Annotated in this window: 24 protein-coding genes and 1 riboswitch; of the genes, 17 read left to right on the forward strand and 7 right to left on the reverse strand. The window is 66.4% G+C overall.

What is annotated here, in order from left to right:
- The first annotated feature begins 42 nt into the window (after positions 1-42).
- From RCJ92_RS01920 to RCJ92_RS01935, 4 genes are read left to right on the forward strand one after another with little or no spacing between them, the layout of a single operon-like run.
- Complete coding sequence (locus RCJ92_RS01920) at positions 43-1278, forward strand: lysoplasmalogenase family protein (RefSeq protein WP_446753610.1); 1236 nt, start codon at positions 43-45, stop codon at positions 1276-1278.
- Positions 1268-2098 carry an alpha/beta fold hydrolase gene (locus tag RCJ92_RS01925; protein ID WP_446753611.1) on the forward strand — a complete coding sequence of 277 codons (831 nt, stop codon included), beginning with the start codon at positions 1268-1270 and terminating at the stop codon, positions 2096-2098. The genes RCJ92_RS01920 and RCJ92_RS01925 overlap by 11 nt, the downstream gene beginning before the upstream one ends.
- Positions 2095-2562, forward strand: a complete 468-nt coding sequence (locus RCJ92_RS01930) for a GNAT family N-acetyltransferase (RefSeq protein ID WP_446753612.1) — start codon at positions 2095-2097, stop codon at positions 2560-2562. The genes RCJ92_RS01925 and RCJ92_RS01930 overlap by 4 nt, the downstream gene beginning before the upstream one ends.
- Positions 2559-2993, forward strand: a complete 435-nt coding sequence (locus RCJ92_RS01935) for an OsmC family protein (protein ID WP_138926534.1) — start codon at positions 2559-2561, stop codon at positions 2991-2993. The genes RCJ92_RS01930 and RCJ92_RS01935 overlap by 4 nt, the downstream gene beginning before the upstream one ends.
- A 95-nt stretch (positions 2994-3088) precedes the next feature.
- Here RCJ92_RS01935 and RCJ92_RS01940 read toward each other — a convergent pair whose 3' ends face one another.
- A complete protein-coding gene (locus RCJ92_RS01940; RefSeq protein WP_446753613.1) occupies positions 3089-4099 on the reverse strand; it encodes a GNAT family N-acetyltransferase in 1011 nt (336 codons plus the stop codon).
- Positions 4100-4196: 97 nt separating this feature from the next.
- Positions 4197-4309, forward strand: a riboswitch (TPP riboswitch).
- Here RCJ92_RS01940 and thiO point away from each other — a divergent pair.
- The 4 genes from thiO (at position 4306) to RCJ92_RS01960 (ending at position 7785) form a co-directional block, all read left to right on the forward strand.
- Positions 4306-5418 carry a glycine oxidase ThiO gene (gene thiO / locus RCJ92_RS01945; protein ID WP_446753614.1) on the forward strand — a complete coding sequence of 371 codons (1113 nt, stop codon included), beginning with the start codon at positions 4306-4308 and terminating at the stop codon, positions 5416-5418. Its footprint overlaps the riboswitch before it by 4 nt.
- A gap of 143 nt (positions 5419-5561) precedes the next feature.
- On the forward strand, positions 5562-5816 hold the full coding sequence (thiS, locus tag RCJ92_RS01950; protein WP_446753615.1) for a sulfur carrier protein ThiS: 255 nt from the start codon (positions 5562-5564) through the stop codon (positions 5814-5816).
- Between the two features lie 5 nt (positions 5817-5821).
- Positions 5822-6640, forward strand: a complete 819-nt coding sequence (locus RCJ92_RS01955; RefSeq protein ID WP_446753616.1) for a thiazole synthase — start codon at positions 5822-5824, stop codon at positions 6638-6640.
- Entirely contained in the window at positions 6637-7785 is a 1149-nt protein-coding gene (locus tag RCJ92_RS01960; protein WP_446753617.1) for a ThiF family adenylyltransferase, read from the forward strand. Before RCJ92_RS01955 ends, RCJ92_RS01960 begins: the two co-directional genes overlap by 4 nt.
- A gap of 21 nt (positions 7786-7806) precedes the next feature.
- Here RCJ92_RS01960 and RCJ92_RS01965 read toward each other — a convergent pair whose 3' ends face one another.
- Positions 7807-8184 carry a hypothetical protein gene (locus tag RCJ92_RS01965; protein ID WP_446753618.1) on the reverse strand — a complete coding sequence of 126 codons (378 nt, stop codon included), beginning with the start codon at positions 8182-8184 and terminating at the stop codon, positions 7807-7809.
- Between the two features lie 108 nt (positions 8185-8292).
- Between RCJ92_RS01965 and RCJ92_RS01970 the strand changes: the two genes are divergently transcribed.
- The 3 genes from RCJ92_RS01970 to RCJ92_RS01980 all read left to right on the forward strand — a co-directional run bounded on the left by RCJ92_RS01970 (position 8293) and on the right by RCJ92_RS01980 (position 11309).
- On the forward strand, positions 8293-8826 hold the full coding sequence (locus RCJ92_RS01970; RefSeq protein WP_446753619.1) for a GNAT family N-acetyltransferase: 534 nt from the start codon (positions 8293-8295) through the stop codon (positions 8824-8826).
- A 145-nt stretch (positions 8827-8971) separates the two neighbouring features.
- Positions 8972-10879 carry a translational GTPase TypA gene (typA, locus tag RCJ92_RS01975; protein WP_138177391.1) on the forward strand — a complete coding sequence of 636 codons (1908 nt, stop codon included), beginning with the start codon at positions 8972-8974 and terminating at the stop codon, positions 10877-10879.
- Complete coding sequence (locus RCJ92_RS01980; RefSeq protein WP_346921638.1) at positions 10860-11309, forward strand: hypothetical protein; 450 nt, start codon at positions 10860-10862, stop codon at positions 11307-11309. Before typA ends, RCJ92_RS01980 begins: the two co-directional genes overlap by 20 nt.
- A 105-nt stretch (positions 11310-11414) precedes the next feature.
- On the opposite strand, the gene RCJ92_RS01985 is transcribed toward RCJ92_RS01980, so the two are convergent.
- Together RCJ92_RS01985 and RCJ92_RS01990 are read right to left on the reverse strand one after the other, a co-directional pair.
- Positions 11415-11909, reverse strand: coding sequence for a helix-turn-helix domain-containing protein (locus RCJ92_RS01985; RefSeq protein WP_054821192.1), 495 nt, complete (start codon positions 11907-11909; stop codon positions 11415-11417).
- 90 nt (positions 11910-11999) lie between these two features.
- Positions 12000-12248 carry a putative acetyltransferase gene (locus RCJ92_RS01990; protein ID WP_138926526.1) on the reverse strand — a complete coding sequence of 83 codons (249 nt, stop codon included), beginning with the start codon at positions 12246-12248 and terminating at the stop codon, positions 12000-12002.
- A gap of 218 nt (positions 12249-12466) precedes the next feature.
- Here RCJ92_RS01990 and fdxA point away from each other — a divergent pair, with 218 nt between their 5' ends.
- The 5 genes from fdxA (at position 12467) to RCJ92_RS02015 (ending at position 16525) form a co-directional block, all read left to right on the forward strand.
- The gene (gene fdxA, locus RCJ92_RS01995; RefSeq protein WP_054821193.1) at positions 12467-12790 is read left to right on the forward strand and encodes a ferredoxin; all 324 of its coding nucleotides are present in this window, start codon (positions 12467-12469) and stop codon (positions 12788-12790) included.
- A 13-nt stretch (positions 12791-12803) separates the two neighbouring features.
- Positions 12804-13919, forward strand: a complete 1116-nt coding sequence (gene dapC, locus RCJ92_RS02000) for a succinyldiaminopimelate transaminase (RefSeq protein ID WP_346921641.1) — start codon at positions 12804-12806, stop codon at positions 13917-13919.
- Between the two features lie 97 nt (positions 13920-14016).
- Positions 14017-15297 (forward strand): citrate synthase, encoded by a 1281-nt coding sequence (locus tag RCJ92_RS02005; RefSeq protein WP_138177399.1) that lies wholly within the window; start codon positions 14017-14019, stop codon positions 15295-15297.
- Positions 15298-15438: 141 nt separating this feature from the next.
- Positions 15439-16044, forward strand: coding sequence for a hypothetical protein (locus RCJ92_RS02010; protein WP_346921642.1), 606 nt, complete (start codon positions 15439-15441; stop codon positions 16042-16044).
- 211 nt (positions 16045-16255) lie between these two features.
- Positions 16256-16525, forward strand: coding sequence for a hypothetical protein (locus RCJ92_RS02015; protein ID WP_138177403.1), 270 nt, complete (start codon positions 16256-16258; stop codon positions 16523-16525).
- A 129-nt stretch (positions 16526-16654) separates the two neighbouring features.
- On the opposite strand, the gene dapD is transcribed toward RCJ92_RS02015, so the two are convergent.
- Positions 16655-17608: a 2,3,4,5-tetrahydropyridine-2,6-dicarboxylate N-succinyltransferase gene (gene dapD / locus RCJ92_RS02020; protein ID WP_446753620.1), complete on the reverse strand. Its 954-nt coding sequence runs from the start codon at positions 17606-17608 to the stop codon at positions 16655-16657.
- Between the two features lie 91 nt (positions 17609-17699).
- Here dapD and dapE point away from each other — a divergent pair, with 91 nt between their 5' ends.
- The gene (dapE, locus tag RCJ92_RS02025; protein ID WP_346921644.1) at positions 17700-18776 is read left to right on the forward strand and encodes a succinyl-diaminopimelate desuccinylase; all 1077 of its coding nucleotides are present in this window, start codon (positions 17700-17702) and stop codon (positions 18774-18776) included.
- Between the two features lie 135 nt (positions 18777-18911).
- Here dapE and RCJ92_RS02030 read toward each other — a convergent pair whose 3' ends face one another.
- Positions 18912-19808, reverse strand: coding sequence for an amino acid ABC transporter permease (locus RCJ92_RS02030; protein ID WP_138926522.1), 897 nt, complete (start codon positions 19806-19808; stop codon positions 18912-18914).
- Positions 19805-20485 (reverse strand): amino acid ABC transporter permease, encoded by a 681-nt coding sequence (locus tag RCJ92_RS02035; protein ID WP_054821280.1) that lies wholly within the window; start codon positions 20483-20485, stop codon positions 19805-19807. Before RCJ92_RS02035 ends, RCJ92_RS02030 begins: the two co-directional genes overlap by 4 nt.
- Positions 20486-20542: the final 57 nt, after the last annotated feature.

The raw sequence follows: 20542 nt of genomic DNA on the forward strand, positions 1-20542 counted from the left end.
GGATCTATTGGGGTGCCTCGTCACCGAAGTAGGATGAGGGACATGGACCTACCTCACGTGCCCCGTCTGATACCTCCCGTGGCCGCCGGTCTGGCAGTGGCTGCGCAGCGGTTGCTGCCGCGCTCGTCCCAGCCCAGCCGCACCATGAAGATCGCGGCGACTGGGCTGGCCGCCTGCGCAGCAGCCGTAGCCGGTGCCGCGGTGGCAAGGTTTCGACAGTCCGGAACCACCCTGGATCCCGCCCAGCCGGAGGAATCCAGCGTCTTGGTCACCGACGGGGTCAACGCGTTCACCAGAAACCCGATGTATCTGGGACTAACCGGTGTGGTCACCGCTCATGCACTATGGCGCCAAAACCCCTGGGGGCTGCTGCCGGCTGCCGGGCTGTGGGTGTGGCTGGACCGAAAACAGATCCCGGCCGAGGAACGGGCCCTGGAGAAAATTCACCCCCAGGCCTACCGTGAGTACCAGGAATCCGTGCCGCGCTGGGTGGGATCGCGCAGCTTTGGGTGCGGGGAAATTTCCGGGAAGCACCGGCTTTGCGACGGTGTTCGCGGCCGGTCAGGTTCGGGTTCCGCAGCTTCACGGCTCGCACCGGGAGTCTGGGTTGGTGTTGGTGCGCTTGGTCTATGCAGCGCACTGCACCTGGGGGTGCAGTTCTTTGAACCCGACGGGTTGCTGGCCGATGCGACCCAAATACTGCTGATGCCTGCCCTGGCTGCCGCCTTTCATGCCGCCACCGGCGGTCACCAGCACCGATTGGTGCCGCTGGTGAGCGCGGCACTGGTCTTTTCCTGGTTGGGGGACACCATCCCACGCTTTGTGAGGGCAGAACCCGGATTTCTCGCACTGGTCCTGTCCTTCCTGGCCGCACAGGGCACCTACATCGCCGCCTTCTGGCCCTACCGGGCGACCTCGCTGCTGTGCCGGCCATGGGGTTTGGCGCCCTACGTCCTGGCGCTGGCCGGTTTGGTCGTGCGATGCGCACCACAGGCCGGCCAGTTCCTGCTCCCGGTGCTGCTTTACGGAATCTCCCTGAGCACCATGGCCGTGCTTGCTACCGGGCTGGGCCCGCTGGCTGGTGCCGGTGCGGCGAGCTTCCTCGCCTCCGACGCGATGATCGCGTTTCGTTCCTTCACCGATCTTCAAATCCCGGTTTCCGGGTTTTGGATCATCTCAACCTACGTACTCGGCCAAAGCCTGCTGGCGTGGGCGGTGGCCCGAAAAGTCCAAGAAGACAACCAGGCAGCTGAGCCCGCTGGACTCCATGCCGGGTAGGCCGCCAGGGGCGACCTTCGGGCAGGGGGCGGGGCAGGAACCTGAGCTGGTCATCGTGCACGGCAACGGGCTGGATCACCGAAACCTGCTGATGCTGGATCAAGCCTTTGCCGCCGAACCGGCTTTCCGCCGGCACTACCTGGATTTGCCCGGATACGGCGCGACCCCGCCCCTGCACTCCCCGGGAGGTCTGCCCGAGCTGGCCGACTGGCTGGAGGACTGGGTACACCGTCATTTGGGGCGGCGCCGGTTCGTGGCGTTCGGGCAGTCAATGGGCGGGCTGCTCTGTCAGGAACTGGCTGACCGGATGCAGGAGCGCATCCTCGGGCTCGGGCTGCTGGCCCCGGTGGTCTTTCCGCGCACCGAAGAGCGCACCCTGCCGCCACGCACCGTGCTGGAAGAAGATCCCCAGCTGCTGGCCCGCCTGCCTCTGCCGGCACGTGAAAACTTTCGGACCATGACAGTTCTGCAGAACGAGGCAACATGGCGGCGCTTCGCCGCCCAGATCCTGCCCGGAACGGAATCCGCGAACCTGCGGGCCATGGCGCGCCTGGCCAAGCGCTATGACCTTGACCCGGTCCCCGTGCGGCGCATGACCCAGCTCAGGGTCCCGGTCGTTGTGATCAGCGGCGCGCAAGACCATATTGTGGGCAGTCAGGACGCCCGGCTCTTGCAGCGCCGCTACCCAATGATGAGCCACCACGTCATTGAGCGGGCCGGACACAACGTCCATGTGGAACAACCGGCCGCGGTGGTGTGCGCGGTACGGCACTGGCTGGGAGAAGTTAAGCGGTGGCAGCAACAGGAGGGGCAGCGATGATCAGTACACGCGAGATCGCAACGGTGGACGAGGTGCCGGGGCTGTTGGAGATTTGGCGGGCTTCGGCTGCAACCGGACGCGAGTTGGTCTCTGCCGCCGACATGGATCGGCTGGCCCAGGCGCTGGAGGCCGTCTACCTGGGCAACGCCCGCGTGGTGGTGGCCGAGCGCGAGGGGCAGGTTGTTGGATCCCTGGCCCTGGAGGGGGCGCGGCTTTGCCTGCTCTGGGTGCACCACGAGCACCGCCGCCGTGGCGTGGGCCGGGCACTTATCGGCCACGCACAAGCGCTCAGCTTTGAGCTGCAGGTCGAGGTGGGTCAGCCGGAGCATGCCGTCGCGGCGTTCCTGCGCGCGGTGGGGTTCGCACCGGCGGAAACCACGGACGGTGTACCCCACGGTACGGTGCTGCGGCTTGCCGTTTCCGGTTCCGACCCCAGCGGGGACAGTGGCAGGATGGAGTCATGAGTGAAGAGAAACGAGAATTACGTGCGGTAACCGTCGAACGCACCACCAGCCGCCAATACCGCGCCACCAGCACCGAAACCGGAGCCAGCATCGAATTCGGGCAGGGCGAGGGGCTGCTCAGCCCGGTCGAATTGCTGCTGGCCGCCATTGCCGGCTGCTCGTCAATTGACGTTGATGTGGCCACCACCCGGCGCAGTGAACCGGAGACCTTCAAGGTGGAGGCCGCCGGATACAAGGTGACCGAGGATGGGGCCAGCCGCATGAAGGACATTTCCATGTCCTTCGACCTGAAGTTCCCGGACACCGAGGAGGGGCGCAAGGCCGCTGGAATGGTTGACCGGATCATCAAGCTTTCACACGACAAGTACTGCACGGTCTCACGCACCGTGGAATTGGGCACGCCGGTGACCAGCACGCGGGTCGAAAACTAGGAACGCGAGGGGGGCGCCGCCGGCTGATGCCGGTGGCGCCCCCGCCTTTCCGGGCCGCGCACCCCGGCTTGGGGCCAACCGCGGATACAGCGCAGCTATGCCTCGCCCGGAGCCGGTTCCAGCTCCAGGGCGGCGATGGCCGGGAACGGGTCGCTGCGCAGCCGTCCAAAGGTCAGCACATCCACCCGGGTGCCGTCCATGACGAACTTTTCGCGTTCCACACCCTCCTGGATGAAGCCAGCGGCCCGGGCCACCCGCAGGGACGCGGGATTGTTCGCCCGCGCCCCCAGTTCCAGCCGGTGCACGCCGCCACTGCTGAGCAGGTGATCAGCCACGGTGGCCGCGGCCCGGCTGGCCAGCTGCCGGCCGCGGTATCCGGCGGCCACCCAGTACCAGAACCAGCCCAGCGTGTTGGCCCGGTCCAGGCTCGCGCACACTAGGCCCACCAGCGTCCCGTCCACGTCGATGGCGTAGGGGCGCTGCTCCTGCGGGGACGCCAGCAGCCGGTCGATGTAGGCGTGGGCTTCATCCAGGGTTCTTACCGATCCCTGGCGCTTCATCTGCGCATCCGAGGTGAACGCGGCCAACACCGCCGGGGCGTCGGTGGGGCGCAGCGGGCGCAGACGCGCCCTCGTCGCTTCCAGTCCTGCCGGGGCTGGGGCCGGGCGTGGCGCCGGGGTCGACTGCTGCTGCGCGCCAACGGCACTGGCGGTGCCCTGGTGGTACAGCAGCTGCCAGCGTCCCCGCTCCAACTGCCACAGGGAACTACGGTGGGCGGTACGCACCCCGGTGCTCTGCCAGCGCAGCAGCACCTGATGCTCGGACAAGGCCAACAGGCTCGGGGCGTGCAGGGCGGCCGGGGGATTATCGGTGCGCGTTTGGGTGGCCAACAGCGCGATGATCTCGTCCTTCGTGTAGTGCCGGCCCGAGACCCCCACCTCCTCAAACATCTCGTGCAGCAGCACAGCCAGCTGCTGCGCATCCCCCCGGACCGCTGGTGAGAGCAACTGCTCTTCCAGGGCCAGCAGCTCTTGGGCCAACGGGTCGCTGCGCTCCAGGAGCCGGGGGTAGGACTGCGCGTTGTGAGTGGTGCCGGATGCGTTCATGCCTCCCAGTGAACCACGGGTTGTGTGTGCGGCGGCCCGCCGGCGGGACCGGCCGTCATGCAATTGGTGTTTGTGAGCTGCACCATGCCTATAATCCTTCTAACTCCGCGGGAGCCTGCGCGATCTGTTGATCCGGGCTGAGAGGGCTTCGTGCCGACCGCCACACCTGATGCGGGTCATGCCGCCGTAGGAAGGAAAGTGCCCTGATGCATGTCGTGATCGTTGGTGCCGGGATCGCCGGACTATGTACCGCTTTTGAACTGCGCAGCCGCGGGGTGCGCGTCACGCTCTGCGACCCTGACCCCGCCGGGGGCGCCAGCCATGCGGCGGCGGGCATGCTGGCCCCGGCCGCGGAAATCGTCTGGGGACAGGACCGGCTGCACCAGATGATGGCCGACTCGGCGCAGCTCTACCCGGAACTGGTGGCGCGCGTGCAGCAGGCCACCGGTGCGACGGTGGCGTACCGGCAAAACCCGACCATGGTCGTCGCCGCCGAGGCCGCCGACCGCCAGGCGCTGGCGGAGCTGGAGGAGGTCCGCCACCGGCTGGGGTTGCCCACCCAAATGTTGCTGGGCTCCCAGGCGCGGCGCAGGGAACCGGCCCTGGCCGGGAACATCGCCGGAGCCCTGGTATTCCCCGAGGACCACCAGGTCGATCCGCGCTCGCTGACCGGCATCCTCATCGAGCATTTTGGGCAGGACCTGATCCGGGAGCAGGTCAGCGAAGTGGAGCACTGCGGCGCCACGGCGCGGGTGCACACCCAGACCGGGCGGGTGCTGGAGGCGGACCAGGTGCTGCTGGCCACGGGCCTGGGACAGGTGCCCGGCACCCCGCGGCTGCCGTTGCGGGCGGTGCACGGCGACATCCTGCGCCTGCACTTGCCGGCCCACCTACACCCGCTGCTCACCCACACGGTGCGCGGGGTGGTGCACCGGCGCAACGTGTACCTGGTGCCGCGCAGCGACGGCAGCATCGTGCTTGGCGCCAGCAGCCGCGAGGACGGCAACGACCTGGTCAGTGTGGAGGCGCTGTACACCCTGCTGGATGATGCCCGGCGCCTGGTGCCCGGGATCATGGACGCCTCCCTGCGTGAGGTGATCGCCCGGCCCCGGCCCGGCACCCCCGATGACCGGCCCATCATCGACCGGGTGGACGCGCACACGGTGGTGAGCAACGGGTTCTTCCGCCACGGCGTCCTGCTGGCACCCCTGGGCGCCCGGATCGCCAGTGACCTGCTGCTGGGCGCCGACCCGGGGACGCACCGTGGGCTGTTGGGGCTGCACCGCTTTCCGGTCGCGGCCAGCAGCACCAGCCACTGATCCCGGTCACCCGATCAGGCGGTCCTGTCCGCCGCGCAGCCGGCCCCGAACCCGGGCAACCCCAGACATCCGGCGCCGCCCGCCACCCCGGTGAGCGCCACCAGACAAAGCCAAAGCAACCAGAAAGAGAGGCACGAGACGCAATGCCTGAAATCACCGAGATCGAGGTGCAGCTCAACGGCCAGAGACTGAACCTGCCCGACGGGGCCACCGTGCGTGACATCGTCGCCGGGCACACCAAAAAGCTCATCAACGAACAAGGCCTGGCCGTGGACGGCTCCCGGCTGGGAATCGCCCTCGCCATCGACGGGGACGTAATTCCGCGCAGCGCCTGGGCCAGCCACACGGTGGCGCCCGGGGCGCGCATAGACCTGGTCACCGCCGCACAGGGAGGATGAGGAAGATGACCCAGAGCAACGAAGCACCCCACACGCCCGAAGATGTCTTCAGCATTGCCGGGGCACAACTGCGCTCCCGCCTGGTGATGGGCACCGGGGGAGCGACCTCCCTAAGCACCCTGGAAGAGGCCCTGGTCGCCTCGGGCACCGAGGTCACCACCGTGGCCATCAGGCACTATGCCGCAGCCGGTGGGGATTCGGTGTTCGCCATGCTCCAGCGCCTGGGCGTGCTGACGTTGCCGAACACCGCCGGCTGCTACACCGCCCGCGATGCGGTGCTCACCGCCAGGCTGGCGCGCGAGGCCCTGGAAACGGACTGGATCAAGCTGGAGGTGATCGCCGACGAGCACACCCTGCTGCCGGATCCGATCGAACTGTTTACCGCCGCCGAACAGCTGGTGGCCGACGGGTTCCAGGTCTTTGCCTACACCAATGACGACCCGGCCCTGGCCCAGCGACTGGATGATGTGGGAGTCGCGGCGATCATGCCGGCCGGCGCCCCGATCGGTTCCGGGCTGGGCATCCTGAACCCGCACAACATCGCCACCATCGTGAACCGGGCCAGCGTCCCGGTGATCCTGGATGCCGGGGTGGGCACCGCCTCGGACGCGGCCCTGGCCATGGAACTGGGCTGTGAGGCGGTGCTGCTGGCCAGCGCGGTAACCCGGGCGCACAACGCCCCGCTGATGGCCACGGCCATGCGGGACGCGGTCAGCGCCGGACGGGCCGCCCGGCTGGCCGGGCGCATCCCCAAACGGGACTTGGCCCTGGCCTCCTCCCCGGTCGAGGGCACCATGCAAAGCCTGGCGGGACAGTTCTCATGAGCCCGTTGGAACCGCTGGTGGCCCCGGGCCCCGAACTGACGCCGGACCAGCTGGCCCGCTACTCCCGGCACCTGACGCTGCCCGGGGTCGGGCCCGAGGGCCAGCGCCGGATCCGCAACGCCAGGGTGCTGGTGGTGGGGGCCGGGGGACTGGGCGCCCCCATCATCAACTACCTGGTCGCCGCCGGGGTGGGGCAGCTAAGCGTCATCGATGATGACGTGGTGGAAGCCTCCAACCTGCAGCGCCAGGTGATCCACCGGCACCAGGACCTGGGCCGGGCGAAGGCGGAGTCGGCGCGCCAGGCCGCGCTGCGCCTGGACCCGCAGGCCAACCTCACCGCCGTCGTGGACAAGCTCACCCGGCACAATGCGGTGGAACTGTTCGCCGCCCACGACCTGGTGCTGGACGGGACCGACAACTTCGCCACCCGTTACCTGTCCAATGACGCCGCGGAGCTGAGCGGCACCCCACTGATCTGGGGAACCATTTTCCGCTTCAGCGGCCAGGTGTCAGTCTTTGCCCCGGGCCGCGGCCCGATGCTGCGCGATTTGTTCCCGGAAATCCCCGACGCCGACTCGGTGCCCAGCTGCGCCGAAGGCGGGGTGTTCGGGGCGCTGTGCGGGGTGGTGGGCTCCACCATGGCCGCCGAGGCGCTGAAACTGATCTGCGGGATCGGGGAACCCCTGATCGGTCGCTTTTGGCGCTACGACGCCCTGCAAGCCACCACCGACATCCTGCGTTTTGCCGCGGACCCGCATCGCCAGCCCGTCACCGAGCTGCAGGACTACGAGCACGGGTGCGCCCTGCCGGCCGCGGTACGGCAGATTGATGCCGGGCAACTGCAGGACGGGCAGGGACGAAACCAGGTGCTGGTGGTGGACGTGCGTGAAGCCTGGGAACGCGAAATGGGAAGCATCCCCGGCAGCGTGCACATCCCCCTGGAACGGCTGACGGAGCAGGGCTGGGCGGCGCTGGATGGGCTGGCCACGGCGGACCAGCTGGTGCTGGCCTGCAAGTCCGGGGTGCGTTCCCAGCGTGCCGCACGCATCCTGAGCGAAGAGCGCCCGGATGCGCAGGTCTTCAGCCTTCAGGGCGGAACGGTGCAGTGGTTCGAACAGGTTCGGGGCCGGACCCTGGTCTACTAGTGCCAGCGAGCCGGCAGTGTTTCACCGTCTGCCGGCCCCTGCCCGGGGAGTCATCGCCTTGCGCCGGCGCATCCAGGTGGCGACCGCGGCGGGCAGGTGCACAAACACCAGCGGAGCGAAGCTCCAGGAAAACAGGGCCGCGGAGCCGATCAGCACCGCGGCGAGCACACAGGCCGCCAACAGCACGGCACTCAGGATACGCATCCAGGCCTGTTCCAGGCCACCGGCCAAAGCGATCAGCAGACCGGTGCCGGTGGCAAAGGGAATCAGCAACCAGGTGTGCGGGGCCGGCAGCGAGAGGGCCAGCAGGTAGCAGCCCAGGGCCGAGGCGGCACTGAGCACCAGCACCTGGGTGGCGGCAGGAACCCGCGGCCGCTGCCCGATATCGGGAATCGTCAAGCTCCCGCTCCTTCCCGGCGCCCTCCGTGCCGGCAGGTGCGCCGCCATTGTGACCAGTGTGGCTGCAGAAATTCGACGATTCAAGGCCCGGGCGCGAATAATGGCTGAATGGAGAACACAATGTCCTGGCAGGTCAGACCATTCGAGCTGGCCGATGAGCAGCAGGCGCTGGCCGCCCAGGCCGAACTTCAGGCCGATGACTTCGACTTTTTGGTTGGCCGAGGGGCGAAGGAGAGCTGGGCGGACTTTGTGGACAGGTTGGAGGCCAACCGCCAGGGGGTGGGGCTTCCCGACGGGTGGGTCGCCTCGGGCACCTTCGGTGGTTTCATCGACGGACGGCTGGTCGGGCGTGTCGGAGTGCGCTATGAATTAAACGACTACCTGCGCGAATTCGCCGGACACATCGGCTACGGGGTGCGACCGGGTTTCCGGGGCCAGGGGGTGGCCACCAGGCTCTGCCGTTTCGCGCTCGCCGAGCTGGCCCAGCGTGGGATAAAGCAGGCGCTGATTACCTGTAATGAGACAAACGCCGCGTCCCGGGCTACCATCGAACGATGTGGGGGAGTGCCCGATGCGGCGCAACCCGCCGTCGTCTACAACGGGGACACCACGGTGCTCAGGTTCTGGGTCCCGACCGCCTGAAACGCGGTTCCCGAAGTTTTTTTGTGTTCAATACGCCACAGAAAACCGGAGGACTTCTCGGCAGCGCGTAAAATAAATAGCTGGGTCAAAAGTGGCCCCGATCCCTATGACCCGAAATTCCTCGGACGGAAGTGAGCCTTCACGCATGTCAGAAAACACCACACTTCGCGAAGATCTTCGCAACGTTGCCATTGTGGCGCACGTTGACCACGGCAAGACCACCATGGTCAACGCGATGCTGCAGCAGACCGGTGCGTTCGACAGCCACGGCGAAACCGAAGACCGCGTGATGGACTCCGGTGAGCTGGAACGCGAAAAGGGCATCACCATCCTGGCCAAGAACACCACCGTGTTCTATGAGGGCCCGGCCGCGAACGGCCACAAGATCACCATGAACATCATCGACACCCCCGGGCACGCCGACTTCGGCGGCGAGGTGGAGCGCGGCCTGTCCATGGTCGACGGCGTGGTGCTGCTGGTGGACGCCTCCGAGGGCCCGCTGCCGCAGACCCGCTTCGTGCTGCGCAAGGCGCTGAGCGCCAACCTGCCGGTGATCATCGTGGTCAACAAGACCGACCGCCCCGATGCCCGCATTGACGGGGTCATCTCCGACTCCATGGACCTGCTGCTGGGCCTGGCCTCCGACCTGGCCGACGAGGCCCCGGACCTGGACATCGACCAGATCCTGAACGTGCCGATCGTCTTTGCCTCGGGCAAGGCCGGCTACGCCTCCACCAACCAGCCCGGCGACGGCGAACTGCCGGACAATGACAACCTTGAGCCGCTGTTCAAGACCATCATCGACCACGTCCCGGCCCCGTCCTACACCCCGGGCGAAGTGCTGCAGGCGCACGTCACCAACCTGGACGCCTCACCGTTCCTGGGCCGCCTGGCGCTGCTGCGCATCTTCAACGGCACCCTGCGCAAGGGCCAGCAGGTGACCTGGGCACGCCAGGACGGCACCTACAAGCAGGTGAAGATCACCGAGCTGCTGGCCACCGAAGGCCTGAACCGTGTCCCGGCGACCGAAGCCGGGCCGGGTGAAATCGTGGCCGTGGCCGGCATCGAGGACATCATGATCGGTGAAACCCTTACCGACCTGGAAAACCCGAAGCCGCTGCCGATGATCACCGTTGACCCGCCGGCCATCTCGATGACCATCGGGATCAACACCTCCCCGCTGGCCGGCAAGGTCAAGGGAGCCAAGGTCACCGCCCGTCAGGTCAAGGACCGTCTGGACCGCGAACTGATCGGCAACGTGTCGCTGAAGGTGCTGCCGACCGAGCGTCCGGACGCCTGGGAGGTGCAGGGCCGTGGCGAACTGGCCCTGGCGATCCTGGTCGAGCAGATGCGCCGTGAGGGCTTCGAACTGACCGTGGGCAAGCCGCAGGTGGTCACCCAGGTCATCGACGGCAAGGTGCATGAGCCGATGGAGCTGATGACCATTGACGTGCCCGAGGAGTTCCTGGGCGCCGTCACCCAGCTGATGGCCGCCCGCAAGGGCCGGATGACCAACATGACCAACCACGGCACCGGCTGGGTGCGCATGGAGTTCATGGTTCCGGCCCGCGGCCTGATCGGCTTCCGCACCCGCTTCATGACCGAAACCCGCGGTGCCGGCATCGCCGCCTCGCTGGCCGAGGGCTACGAGCCGTGGCACGGTGCCATCGAATACCGCAACAACGGTTCGCTGGTCGCCGACCGCGCCGGTGTGGCCACCCCGTACTCGATGATCAACCTGCAGGAACGCGGCACCTTCTTCGTGCAGCCGACCTCCGAGGTGTACGAGGGCATGATCGTGGGTGAGAACTCGCGCTCCGAGGACATGGACGTGAACATCACCAAGGAAAAGAAGCTGACCAACATGCGTGCCGCATCCTCGGACAGCTTCGAGAACCTGACCCCGCCGCGCACCCTGACCCTGGAAGAGTCGCTGGAATTCGCCCGTGAGGACGAATGCGTGGAGGTCACCCCGGAGGCGATCCGCATCCGCAAGGTGATCCTCTCGGCCAACGACCGCGTCAAGGCCTACCGTGCCCGCGCGCGCAGCTAACCAGGGCCCCTTCCGCGGATCGCTGCCCGGGGCCCTGTGGCGGGCGCTGGTGACAGCGCTCGTGGCCGGGCTCCTGGGCAGCACCATCCACGCCTCCCTGTTCTACGCCGGGGATGTCCCGGTGTTCTGGGGTCTGGCACTGGCCTGGCTGCTGTTGGGCCTGCTGGTCTACTGGGCCAGCGTGGCCAGCGGCAAGCTGCTGGGCGGTGCCCTTGGCTTCATCGGATGCTACGTGGTGGTCGGGGTGCTGACCTTCAACGGCAACGACCGGTTGATCACCCCGCTGAGCCTGTACGACTACATGCCCGGCCCGGCCCTGGCCTCGACCCTATGGGTCTACGGCATGCTGGTTCCGGCGGTCGTGGCCCTGCTGTTGGCCCGGCGCAACCTGCGCCGGCCCGCACGCGCCGCGATTGGCGCCCGGCCCTAGAGAACAGCAACAGACAAGCAGCGGTCCCCGCGTCCCCGGCACTGCCGGGGGACGCGGGGACCGCTGCTGGTTTTTGGGTGGGAGCCAGGCCGCACCCGTGGCGCATCAGTTGCCGGTGATGTCCAGGTGGTGGGCCATGAACAGGGAGGTCGGCACCCCGTCGGCTTCGGGCTCGCGCAACGCGTAGTCCTCGATCACTTCGCGCAACCGGCCAATCATTTCCTTCTGGGTGGCTTCGGAGAGCTTCAGACCCACCCGGATGACCTGGATCTCCTCCGGATCCAGCCCGTTGATCTCCTGCAGGAACGTGTCAACTAGCATCGGCGCCGCATCCGGGATCCGGGTGCCCCAGGATTGCCGGGTGCTGCGGTAGGGGACTTCCTTCGCCCCGCGGTTGCCGCGCCGCGGCTCCTCGGCGGCCAGGAACCCGTTGCTGACCAGTGTGCGCACATGGTGCAGCGAGGTTGCCGGGTTCAGTTCAAGGATGTCGGCGATCTCCTTGTTCGTGCGAGACTCATGGAGACACAGGCGCAGAATCCTCAGCCGCAGGGGCGAACTCAGGGCCCGCGCCCGGGCCTGGACTTGCTCATCGGTTGGCATACAGCCAGCATACGTGATTTTCCGTCAGTGATTGGTATCTTCAAATCACATCGCGTTTCGCGCTCCTCCACGCCGGTCGGCGGCACCGCGCTATTGCTGCTGGGGGCGCCGGGCACGGCGGGGCGGCGGCGGGGGAACCCGCTTGGCGTGGGTAATGCGCGAACGCTTCACCGTGACGACTTCGCGCCGGGTCTGCACGCTAACGCTGGTTTCGGTGACGGTCACGATCTCACCCAACGCGTCGGTTAGCGTTTCTCCGTGCCCCGTCGGTGCGGGCTGGTCAAGCCGATACCGCAACACAACCCGGTCCCCGGGTCTTAAATCGTCAATGTTAAGCACCGTGCAGCTCCAAGATTTCCAAAAATTTCATTTCGAGACCGTTGCGTCCGGTGGCCTCGGTCGGTTACGTCACAGCGGGCCTCCGGGAGCTTCCCACATTGCACAACAGGACTAGACTGGTATCCAGAAAGCCAGATATGCGTTCCGCCTACAGGCCGGTAATGCGCTGGTGACTAGACGTTGAAACTATCAAAAGTGCAAGGAAAGGTCTCGGGTCCGTGACTTACATCATCGCTCAGCCGTGCGTGGACGTGAAAGACAAGGCGTGTGTCGAAGAGTGCCCGGTCGACTGCATCTACGAAGGTGAACGCTCCTTGTACATTCACCCGGATGAGTGCGTGGACTGCGGCGCGTGCGAGCCGGTCTGCCCGGTAGAGGCCATCTACTACGAGGACGATGTCCCGGAGCAGTGGGCCGACTACTACAACGTTAACGTTGATTTCTTCGACGAACTGGGCTCGCCCGGTGGTGCGGCTAAAATTGGCAACACCGGCACTGACCACCCGCTGGTCGCCGCCCTGCCGCCGCAAAACCAAGACTGAGGTTCATCACCGCATGCTCCAGCTTCCCGATTACCCCTGGAACCAGTTGGCCCCGTACCGCGAGGTGGCCGCCAAGCATCCGGGGGGCAGTGTCGATTTGTCCATCGGAACCCCGGTGGACCCGACCCCGGAACTGATCCAGGAAGCACTGCGCGAAGCCAGCAACGCGCCGGGATACCCCACCACGCACGGCACCACCGAGCTGCGCCAGGCCATCGTGGACTGGTACGCCCGGCGCCGCAACGTCACCTCACTGAGCACCGACGACGTCATGCCGACGGTCGGTTCCAAGGAAATGGTGGCCTGGCTGCCGCTGCTGCTCGGGCTGGGGCCCGGGGACGTGGTGGTGCGCCCGCGCATCGCCTACCCGACCTACGACATCGGCGCACAACTGGTCGGCGCCACCAGTGTGGCCACCGATGACCTCTCCAGCCTGGACGAGCAGCAGCGGGCGAACCTGAAACTGGTGTGGGTCAATTCGCCGGGGAACCCCACCGGCAAGGTCCGCGACATTCAGGAGTTGCGTGAACTGGTCTGCCAGGCCCGCGAGCTGGGGGCCGTGGTGGCCTCCGATGAATGCTATGCGGAGCTGGGCTGGGATGAATACGAGGACCAGGTCCCCAGCATCCTTGATCCGCGGGTGTGCGACGGAAACATCGATGACCTGCTGGCGCTGTACTCCCTGTCCAAGCAATCCAACCTGGCCGGGTACCGCGCCGCGTTCGTGGCCGGGGCCCCTAACCTGATGCCGGCCCTGATCAACAACCGCAAGCACGCGGGAATGATTGTCCCGGCACCCGTGCAGCACGCCATGGTCATCGCGCTAAACGATGAGGCGCATGTCCGTGAACAAAAAGACATTTATCGGGCCCGGCGCGACGCGCTGCGCCCGGCGTTGGAGGGCTTCGGGCTGCGGATCGAGGACTCCGTGGCCGGGCTGTACCTGTGGTGCACCGAACGCCGTTCCAGCTGGGACACCCTGCAACGGCTTGCCGAGCTGGGAATCATTGCAGGTCCCGGCGCTTTTTACGGTTCTGAAGGCGAAGCGCACGTACGGATCGCGCTCACTGCCTCCGACGAGCGCGTCGCCCAGGCCGTGGAGCGGTTGACCTCTGCCGGCCAGGGCTGAAATGATCCGCTGATTAGCGCGGTGAGGCCAATTGGCGGTATGTTCGACGATGACGACTGACCTTTCGGAACTACAAGCTTTCCGGTTAGGAGAAGCAATGACAGAGATCAATTCTGCGCAGCTCACATATGGGCAGACGAACCTGGAACTACCAGTGGTACCGGCCGCCGAAGGCAACCAGGGGCTGAGCGTGGCTCCGCTGCTGAAGACCACCGGTGCGGTCACCTACGACCCGGGCTTCATGAACACCGCGGCCACCAAGTCCGCGATCACCTACATCGACGGGGATGCAGGGATCCTGCGCTACCGTGGTTACCCCATTGAGCAGTTGGCGGAGAAGTCCAGCTTCGTCGAGGTCAGCTACCTGCTGATCTACGGGGAGCTGCCCACCGCCGAGCAGCTGGCAGACTTTGACAACCGCCTGCGCCGCCACACCCTGCTGCACGAGGAGCTCAAGGGCTTCTTCGGCGGCTTCCCGCGCGACGCCCATCCGATGCCGGTGCTTTCCTCGGCCGTGTCGGCACTGTCGACCTGGTACCAGGACTCGCTGGACCCGAACAACGACGAACAGGTCGAGCGCTCCACGATGCGCCTGCTGGCCAAGCTGCCGGTGCTGGCCGCCTACGCGCACAAGAAGTCGATCGGGCAGGCACTGCTCTACCCGGACAACTCGATGAACATGGTCGAGAACTTCATGCGCCTGTGCTTCGGCACCGCCGCCGAGCCGTACGAGCTGGACCCGGACATGGTCAAGGCCCTGGACCTGCTGCTGATCCTGCACGCAGACCACGAGCAGAACTGCTCCACCTCCACCGTGCGCCTGGTCGGCTCCTCCGATGCGAACCTCTTCGCCTCGGTCTCGGCCGGCATCAACGCCCTGTTCGGTCCCGCCCACGGCGGCGCGAACGAGGCCGTGCTGAAGATGCTGCGCGAAATCCACGCCCAGGGCATCTCCCCGGAGAAGTTCATGGAGAAGGTCAAGAACAAGGAAGACGGCGTGCGCCTGATGGGCTTCGGGCACCGCGTCTACAAGAACTACGACCCGCGCGCGAAGATCATCAAGAAGACCGCCCATGACATCCTGGCCAAGCAGGGCAGCAACGAACTGCTGGACATCGCCATGAGCCTGGAAGAGAAGGCGCTGAACGATGACTACTTCATCGAGCGCAAGCTCTACCCGAACGTGGACTTCTACACGGGCCTGATCTACAAGGCGATGGGCTTCCCGGAGAAGATGTTCACCGTGCTGTTCGCCATCGGTCGCCTGCCCGGCTGGATTGCCCAGTGGCGCGAAATGATCAAGGACCCGGACACCAAGATCGGCCGTCCGCGTCAGCTGTACATCGGCGAGACCGAGCGCAACTACCCGGGCCTCTAAACCCGTGTAGCGCCAGTCTCCTGGCACCGGCACCCCCAGGCCCCAGCGGGCCACGGGGTGCCGGTGCCCTTTTTTAAGCAGTGGGTACGGCGTATCGTGGAAGGTTATGGGGGATGTGCGTCGATAGGCAAGGTGGTGCGCATGTATTTCCGGCAGGGGAATAACTGGTCAATTGGTGTTTGCGCCAACCCGCAGCTGCTGATGGCCCTGTACCTGCGCGAGCTGGGGGGAATCAACCCCCACGAGCTCGGCCCCAACTGCGCACTGGAGCAGCGGGGACGGTTGCGACCCCTGCAGCCGCCGGCCTCCCACGGACAGATCCGCCAGGAATGGTATTCGTGGTGGGAAAGCCTGGTCAAAGACGGGCGCTCGCTGCAAAACGGACATCACGTGGGCGGGATCCCTGACCTGGATGCTCAGGGCTACCCGGAGCTGGCGAAGCTGGCCAACGCGCACTACGGGCAAACCACGTTGTTTGCCCATGAATGCCTTGAAGACTTTGTGCTGCGCAGCGCCCAGTATGTTCCCAAGCGGATGGATGAGATCGAGGTGCTGCTGGCCGACCGGGGCATCGAGCACCTGGCCGGGCGGGAAGCGGTGCACATGCAGCTGGTGGAGGTGCCGCTGAACGAACCGCGCGCCTGGCTGATGGGCCAGGCCACCGTGGTGGCCAGCAGTTCCCTGATGCGCGACGGCAAGGCCTTCCACGGCTACATCGAGCCGATCGTGAGCATCATCTTCATGTAGTGCCCACCAAGCGGAAGAGCCGGACAGGATCCTGCCCACCCTTCCCGTCGTCGAGCTTAATGGGGATAATGAGAGCCAAGCCGGGTCACGGGGCGAGGTCTTTGCTTCGGTGGCGCATCCCGGGGGAGGGAGAACATATGAACGATTCGCGACCTGAACTTCAGTAGCCCTCGGCCGTCCTTGCGGTCGGCCGATGCGGCAACACGGCAGGATGGAGGACATCATGGTGTTCCATGGAGCAATCAGCCACCCGCGACGCAACACGCGTGGTCTGGCCTTTGCCTTCAGCGGACTGATCTTTACCTTGGCATTTGCGGCATTCCTGTTCCTGGTCCCGCAAGGCCATGAGGTGTCACGCAGTCCGCTGTGGATCCCCGTTATCTGGGGCGTGATGGTGATTGTCTACGGTTGCTACCGCCTGATCCGCGGAGACAGCGATCTGGACCACGAGCGCGGAGGCACCCATGCCGATTCCCGGTAGCCTTCCAACGGATCACTGACCCAACGGAATCAGATCAACCACAGGCCGTGGCCGCCCACCGGGGAAAGGTGGCGGCCACGGCCTGTGCCGTGCGGGGGCAGCCCGGCTTCGGGGCTGGGCGCCGCCTGATCAGTTCTGGTGCAGTTCGGTGTTCAGCTCCACCTTCCCGCCGGTGCGCGCCAGCGCCTCGACGGCGCCGGTCACCGAGTTGCGCCGGAAGAGCAGGCCGGGAACCCCGGAGAGCTCCAGGGCCTTCACGGTGCGGCCATCGGGCAAGCTCACCCGGGTGCCGGCGGTGACATAGAGCCCGGCCTCCACCACGCAGTCATCCCCGATGGAGATCCCCACCCCGGCGTTGGCCCCGAGCAGGACGCGCTCACCAATGGAGATGCGCTCCTTGCCGCCGCCGGAGAGGGTCCCCATGATGGATGCGCCGCCGCCGACGTCCGAGCCGTTGCCGACCACGACCGAAGCCGAAATCCGGCCCTCCACCATGGAGACGCCCAGCGTTCCGGCGTTGAAGTTCACGAACCCCTCGTGCATGACCGTGGTGCCGGTGGCCAGGTGCGCGCCCAGGCGCACCCGGTCCGCGTCGGCGATGCGCACACCGGAGGGCACCACGTAGTCGACCATGCGCGGGAACTTGTCCACCCCGTACACGGTCACCGCCCCGCGTGAACGCAGCCGCAGCCGGGTCTTTTCAAACCCCTCGGCCAGGCAGGGGCCGAAGTTGGTCCAGACAATGTTGGGCAGGTGGGAGAAGATCCCGTCCAGGTTGATCGAGTTCGGGGTGACCAGCCGGTGCGAGAGCAGGTGCAGGCGCAGCCACACGTCAGCGGTGTCGGCCGGGGCGACATCCAGGTTGATGGTCAGCGAGATGACTTCCTGGCGGGTGCCGCGGGCCGTATCCTCCACGGCCAGGGCCGCCAGCTCGCCGGTTTGCGGCTCCAGGTCGTTGAGCACTCCCAGGCAGGGGCCGGGGTACCAAACATCCAGGACGGTGCCGTCCTGGGCGATCGTGGCCAGGCCGTGCGCCGACGCCAGGCGGACGGGAGGATGGGTTGAGTCAACTGCTGAAGTCATGAAGATATCGTACCGGCGTATCCTGCCGGTATCGTGGGCAAATGACGTTCCCATTACGCAATGAGCAGCAGGAATGAGTAGGTTGAACCCGATGGAATTGAACCTGGAAGCGGATGTCGCCCAGCTGACCGCGACACTCATCGACATGGAATCGGTCTCCGGCAACGAGCGCGCCCTGGCCGATGCGATCCACCGCGCCCTCGAAGCCTGCCCGCACCTGGAACTGCACCGATACGGGGATGCGATCGTGGCGCGCACCAACCTGGGCCGGGAACGCCGGGTCGTGCTGGCCGGACACCTGGACACGGTCCCGTTGCCCACCGACCCGCTGGCCCGCGGCGGCGTGCCCGCGCGCGAAATCGATGGGGTGCTCTACGGGCGCGGCGCCACCGACATGAAGGGCGGGGTGGCGGTGCAGCTGCACCTGGCCGCCGCCTTGCGCAACCCAACCCACGACATCACCTACATCTTCTATGACCATGAGGAGGTGGAAGCGGCCAAGTCCGGACTGGGCCGGCTGCAGCGCGAGGCCCCGCACCTGCTGGCCGCGGACTTCGCAATACTCCTGGAGCCCACCAACGGCACGGTGGAGGGCGGCTGCAACGGCACCAGCCGTTTCATCGTGCGCACCCAGGGCCGGGCGGCGCACTCTGCGCGCGCCTGGATGGGGCAGAACGCGATCCACGCCGCCGCCCCGATCCTGCAGCGCCTGGCCGACTACCGGGCCCAGACCGTGGACGTGCAGGGCCTGGCCTTCCGGGAGTCGCTGAGCGCCGTGCGGATCAGCGGCGGCATCGCCGGCAACGTGATCCCGGACCTGTGCGAGGTGAGCGTGAACTACCGCTTTGCCCCGGACAAGACCGTGGAGCAGGCCGAGGCCGTGGTGCGGGAGCTGATGGAGGGCTTTGAGGTGGAGCGCACCGACGGGGCGCTGGGGGCCACCCCGGGCCTGGACCAGCCGATCGCCGCCTCACTGGTGGCCGCCGTGGGCCAGGAGCCCAAACCCAAGTACGGCTGGACGGATGTGGCCCGGTTCTCGGCCATGGGCATCCCGGCCGTGAACTTCGGTCCCGGGGACGCGCTGTTGGCCCACACCGATGATGAGCACGTGCCCCTGGAGGCCATCCGGCGCTGCGCCCAGGCGCTGCGCAGCTGGCTCCAGGAGTAGCGCCGGAAGCGTTACGGGCCTTTACGGACAGGCCCTGGCGCCGGGCACGAAAAAACTGCAGCGCCGGCGATGGGTGTTCCATCGCCGGCGCTGCAGTGCTATTCGGGGGAGTGGCAAGGGGCAGGCCCCTCATCCCTAGTTGTTTCCCGCGGCCGGGATCCCCACATCCGGCGGCATGGTGGCACTGGGTGCCGGGGCCGCCTTCTTGTCCCGCGGAACCCGGCTGCTCAGCCGGCGGGAGACGATCTCCGCCAGCTTCGACAGGGCGAAGTTCAGCAGGATGAAAATCAGCGCACAGATCACCAGCGCCTGCAGCATGTTCGAGTTGCCGGTACCCACCAGCTTCGAGTTGAACAGCAGTTCGTTGAAGTTGATGATGTAGCCCAGCGCCGAGTCCTTCAGGATCACGATGAACTGGCTGATTAGTGCCGGCAGCATCGCGGTCAGCGCCTGCGGGATCTCGATCAGGCGCAGCGACTGGCCACGGGTCAGCCCGATGGCGATGCCCGCTTCACGCTGGCCCTTGGGCAGCCCATGCACGCCGGAGCGAATCAGTTCGGCCACCACGGACCCGTTGTAAAGGGTCAGCCCGATCACGACCGCGACAAACGGTGAGCTGGCCGGTTCAACCCAGCCGGCCCGGGCCAGCATGATCCACAGGAACAGCATCATCAGCAGCACCGGCACGGCGCGGAAGAATTCCACGACCACCGAGCTGAGGAAGTTGATCAGCTTGTTGTGGGCCAGGCGTCCCATGCCGAAGATGAAGCCAAAGACCAGGGAGGTCACGATCGAGATCGCCGCGGCCTTCAGCGTGTTCAGCAGGCCCGGCAGCACGTAGTTCGACCAGATCGAACCCTTGGCAAAGACCGCCCAGCGTTCGGGGTTCAGCTGGTCCTTGCTGTTCATCACGTACAGGATGTAGCCGATCAGGGCCAGGGCCAGCAGGATGCCGATGATGTTCAGGACCATGATGCGCCGGCGCGCCTTGGGCCCCGGGGCATCGAAGAGAACCGATTGTGCGTTGCTCATCGTGCCACCGCCAGTTTCTTGGACAGCCAGGTGGTCAGCGCTCCGATCGGCAGCACGACGATGACGAACATCAGTGCCACGGTCAGGAAGATCAGGATGCCCACGTCGGCGCGGTACTCCAGCATCGTCTTCATCAGCCCGGAAATCTCGGCGACTGATCCGGCGATGGCCACGGTGGTGTTCTTGATCAGTGCGATCAGCACGTTGCCCATCGGGGCGATCGCCCCGCGGAACGCCTGGGGCAGGATGATGATGCGCGCCGCGGGCAGGAAGCTGAGCCCGATGGCGCGGGCCGCCTCGGCCTGTCCCAGCGGCACCGTGTTGACCCCGGAGCGGATGGCTTCACAGAAGAACGCGGCATGGTAGATGCTCAGGCCGATGATCGCGATCTGGAAGAAGTTCAGGTTGAAATCCGAGCTGAGCTTGAGCTCAAAAACGCCAAAGAGCACCAGCACACCGAAGGTGAGGATGATGGTCAGCGGGGTGTTTCGGAAGATGTTGACGTAGGCGGTGCCAAAGGCCCGCAGGCTGGGGATGGGGCTGATCCGCATGATGGCCAGCAAGGTGCCCAGCACCAGCGATGCCAAGGCGGCCCAGAAGGTGAGTTGCAGGTTGGCCCAGAAGGACTCCAGGATCCGCTCACCGTACTCATCCCAAAGACTTAAATAGCCTTCCACGACGTGTTCTCCTTGGTCGGTGGATGGGGTGGAAACCGGTGGTGCCGTGCCCGGTGC

Source organism: Glutamicibacter sp. BSL13, assembly GCF_052928425.1.

Bases quoted from the DNA above. Each gene is read 5' to 3' on its own strand.
- dapD (WP_446753620.1), bottom strand. From the start codon at position 17,608: ATGACTTCAGCAGTTGACTCAACCCATCCTCCCGTCCGCCTGGCGTCG.
- RCJ92_RS01985 (WP_054821192.1), bottom strand. From the start codon at position 11,909: ATGCCAACCGATGAGCAAGTCCAGGCCCGGGCGCGGGCCCTGAGTTCG.
- dapE (WP_346921644.1), top strand. From the start codon at position 17,700: ATGGAATTGAACCTGGAAGCGGATGTCGCCCAGCTGACCGCGACACTC.
- RCJ92_RS01970 (WP_446753619.1), top strand. From the start codon at position 8,293: ATGGAGAACACAATGTCCTGGCAGGTCAGACCATTCGAGCTGGCCGAT.
- RCJ92_RS02005 (WP_138177399.1), top strand. From the start codon at position 14,017: ATGACAGAGATCAATTCTGCGCAGCTCACATATGGGCAGACGAACCTG.
- thiS (WP_446753615.1), top strand. From the start codon at position 5,562: ATGCCTGAAATCACCGAGATCGAGGTGCAGCTCAACGGCCAGAGACTG.
- typA (WP_138177391.1), top strand. From the start codon at position 8,972: ATGTCAGAAAACACCACACTTCGCGAAGATCTTCGCAACGTTGCCATT.
- thiO (WP_446753614.1), top strand. From the start codon at position 4,306: ATGCATGTCGTGATCGTTGGTGCCGGGATCGCCGGACTATGTACCGCT.
- RCJ92_RS01955 (WP_446753616.1), top strand. From the start codon at position 5,822: ATGACCCAGAGCAACGAAGCACCCCACACGCCCGAAGATGTCTTCAGC.
- RCJ92_RS02015 (WP_138177403.1), top strand. From the start codon at position 16,256: ATGGAGGACATCATGGTGTTCCATGGAGCAATCAGCCACCCGCGACGC.
- RCJ92_RS02010 (WP_346921642.1), top strand. From the start codon at position 15,439: ATGTATTTCCGGCAGGGGAATAACTGGTCAATTGGTGTTTGCGCCAAC.
- RCJ92_RS01935 (WP_138926534.1), top strand. From the start codon at position 2,559: ATGAGTGAAGAGAAACGAGAATTACGTGCGGTAACCGTCGAACGCACC.
- RCJ92_RS01930 (WP_446753612.1), top strand. From the start codon at position 2,095: ATGATCAGTACACGCGAGATCGCAACGGTGGACGAGGTGCCGGGGCTG.
- RCJ92_RS01920 (WP_446753610.1), top strand. From the start codon at position 43: ATGGACCTACCTCACGTGCCCCGTCTGATACCTCCCGTGGCCGCCGGT.
- RCJ92_RS02030 (WP_138926522.1), bottom strand. From the start codon at position 19,808: ATGAGCAACGCACAATCGGTTCTCTTCGATGCCCCGGGGCCCAAGGCG.
- RCJ92_RS01960 (WP_446753617.1), top strand. From the start codon at position 6,637: ATGAGCCCGTTGGAACCGCTGGTGGCCCCGGGCCCCGAACTGACGCCG.
- dapC (WP_346921641.1), top strand. From the start codon at position 12,804: ATGCTCCAGCTTCCCGATTACCCCTGGAACCAGTTGGCCCCGTACCGC.
- RCJ92_RS01925 (WP_446753611.1), top strand. From the start codon at position 1,268: ATGCCGGGTAGGCCGCCAGGGGCGACCTTCGGGCAGGGGGCGGGGCAG.
- RCJ92_RS01940 (WP_446753613.1), bottom strand. From the start codon at position 4,099: ATGAACGCATCCGGCACCACTCACAACGCGCAGTCCTACCCCCGGCTC.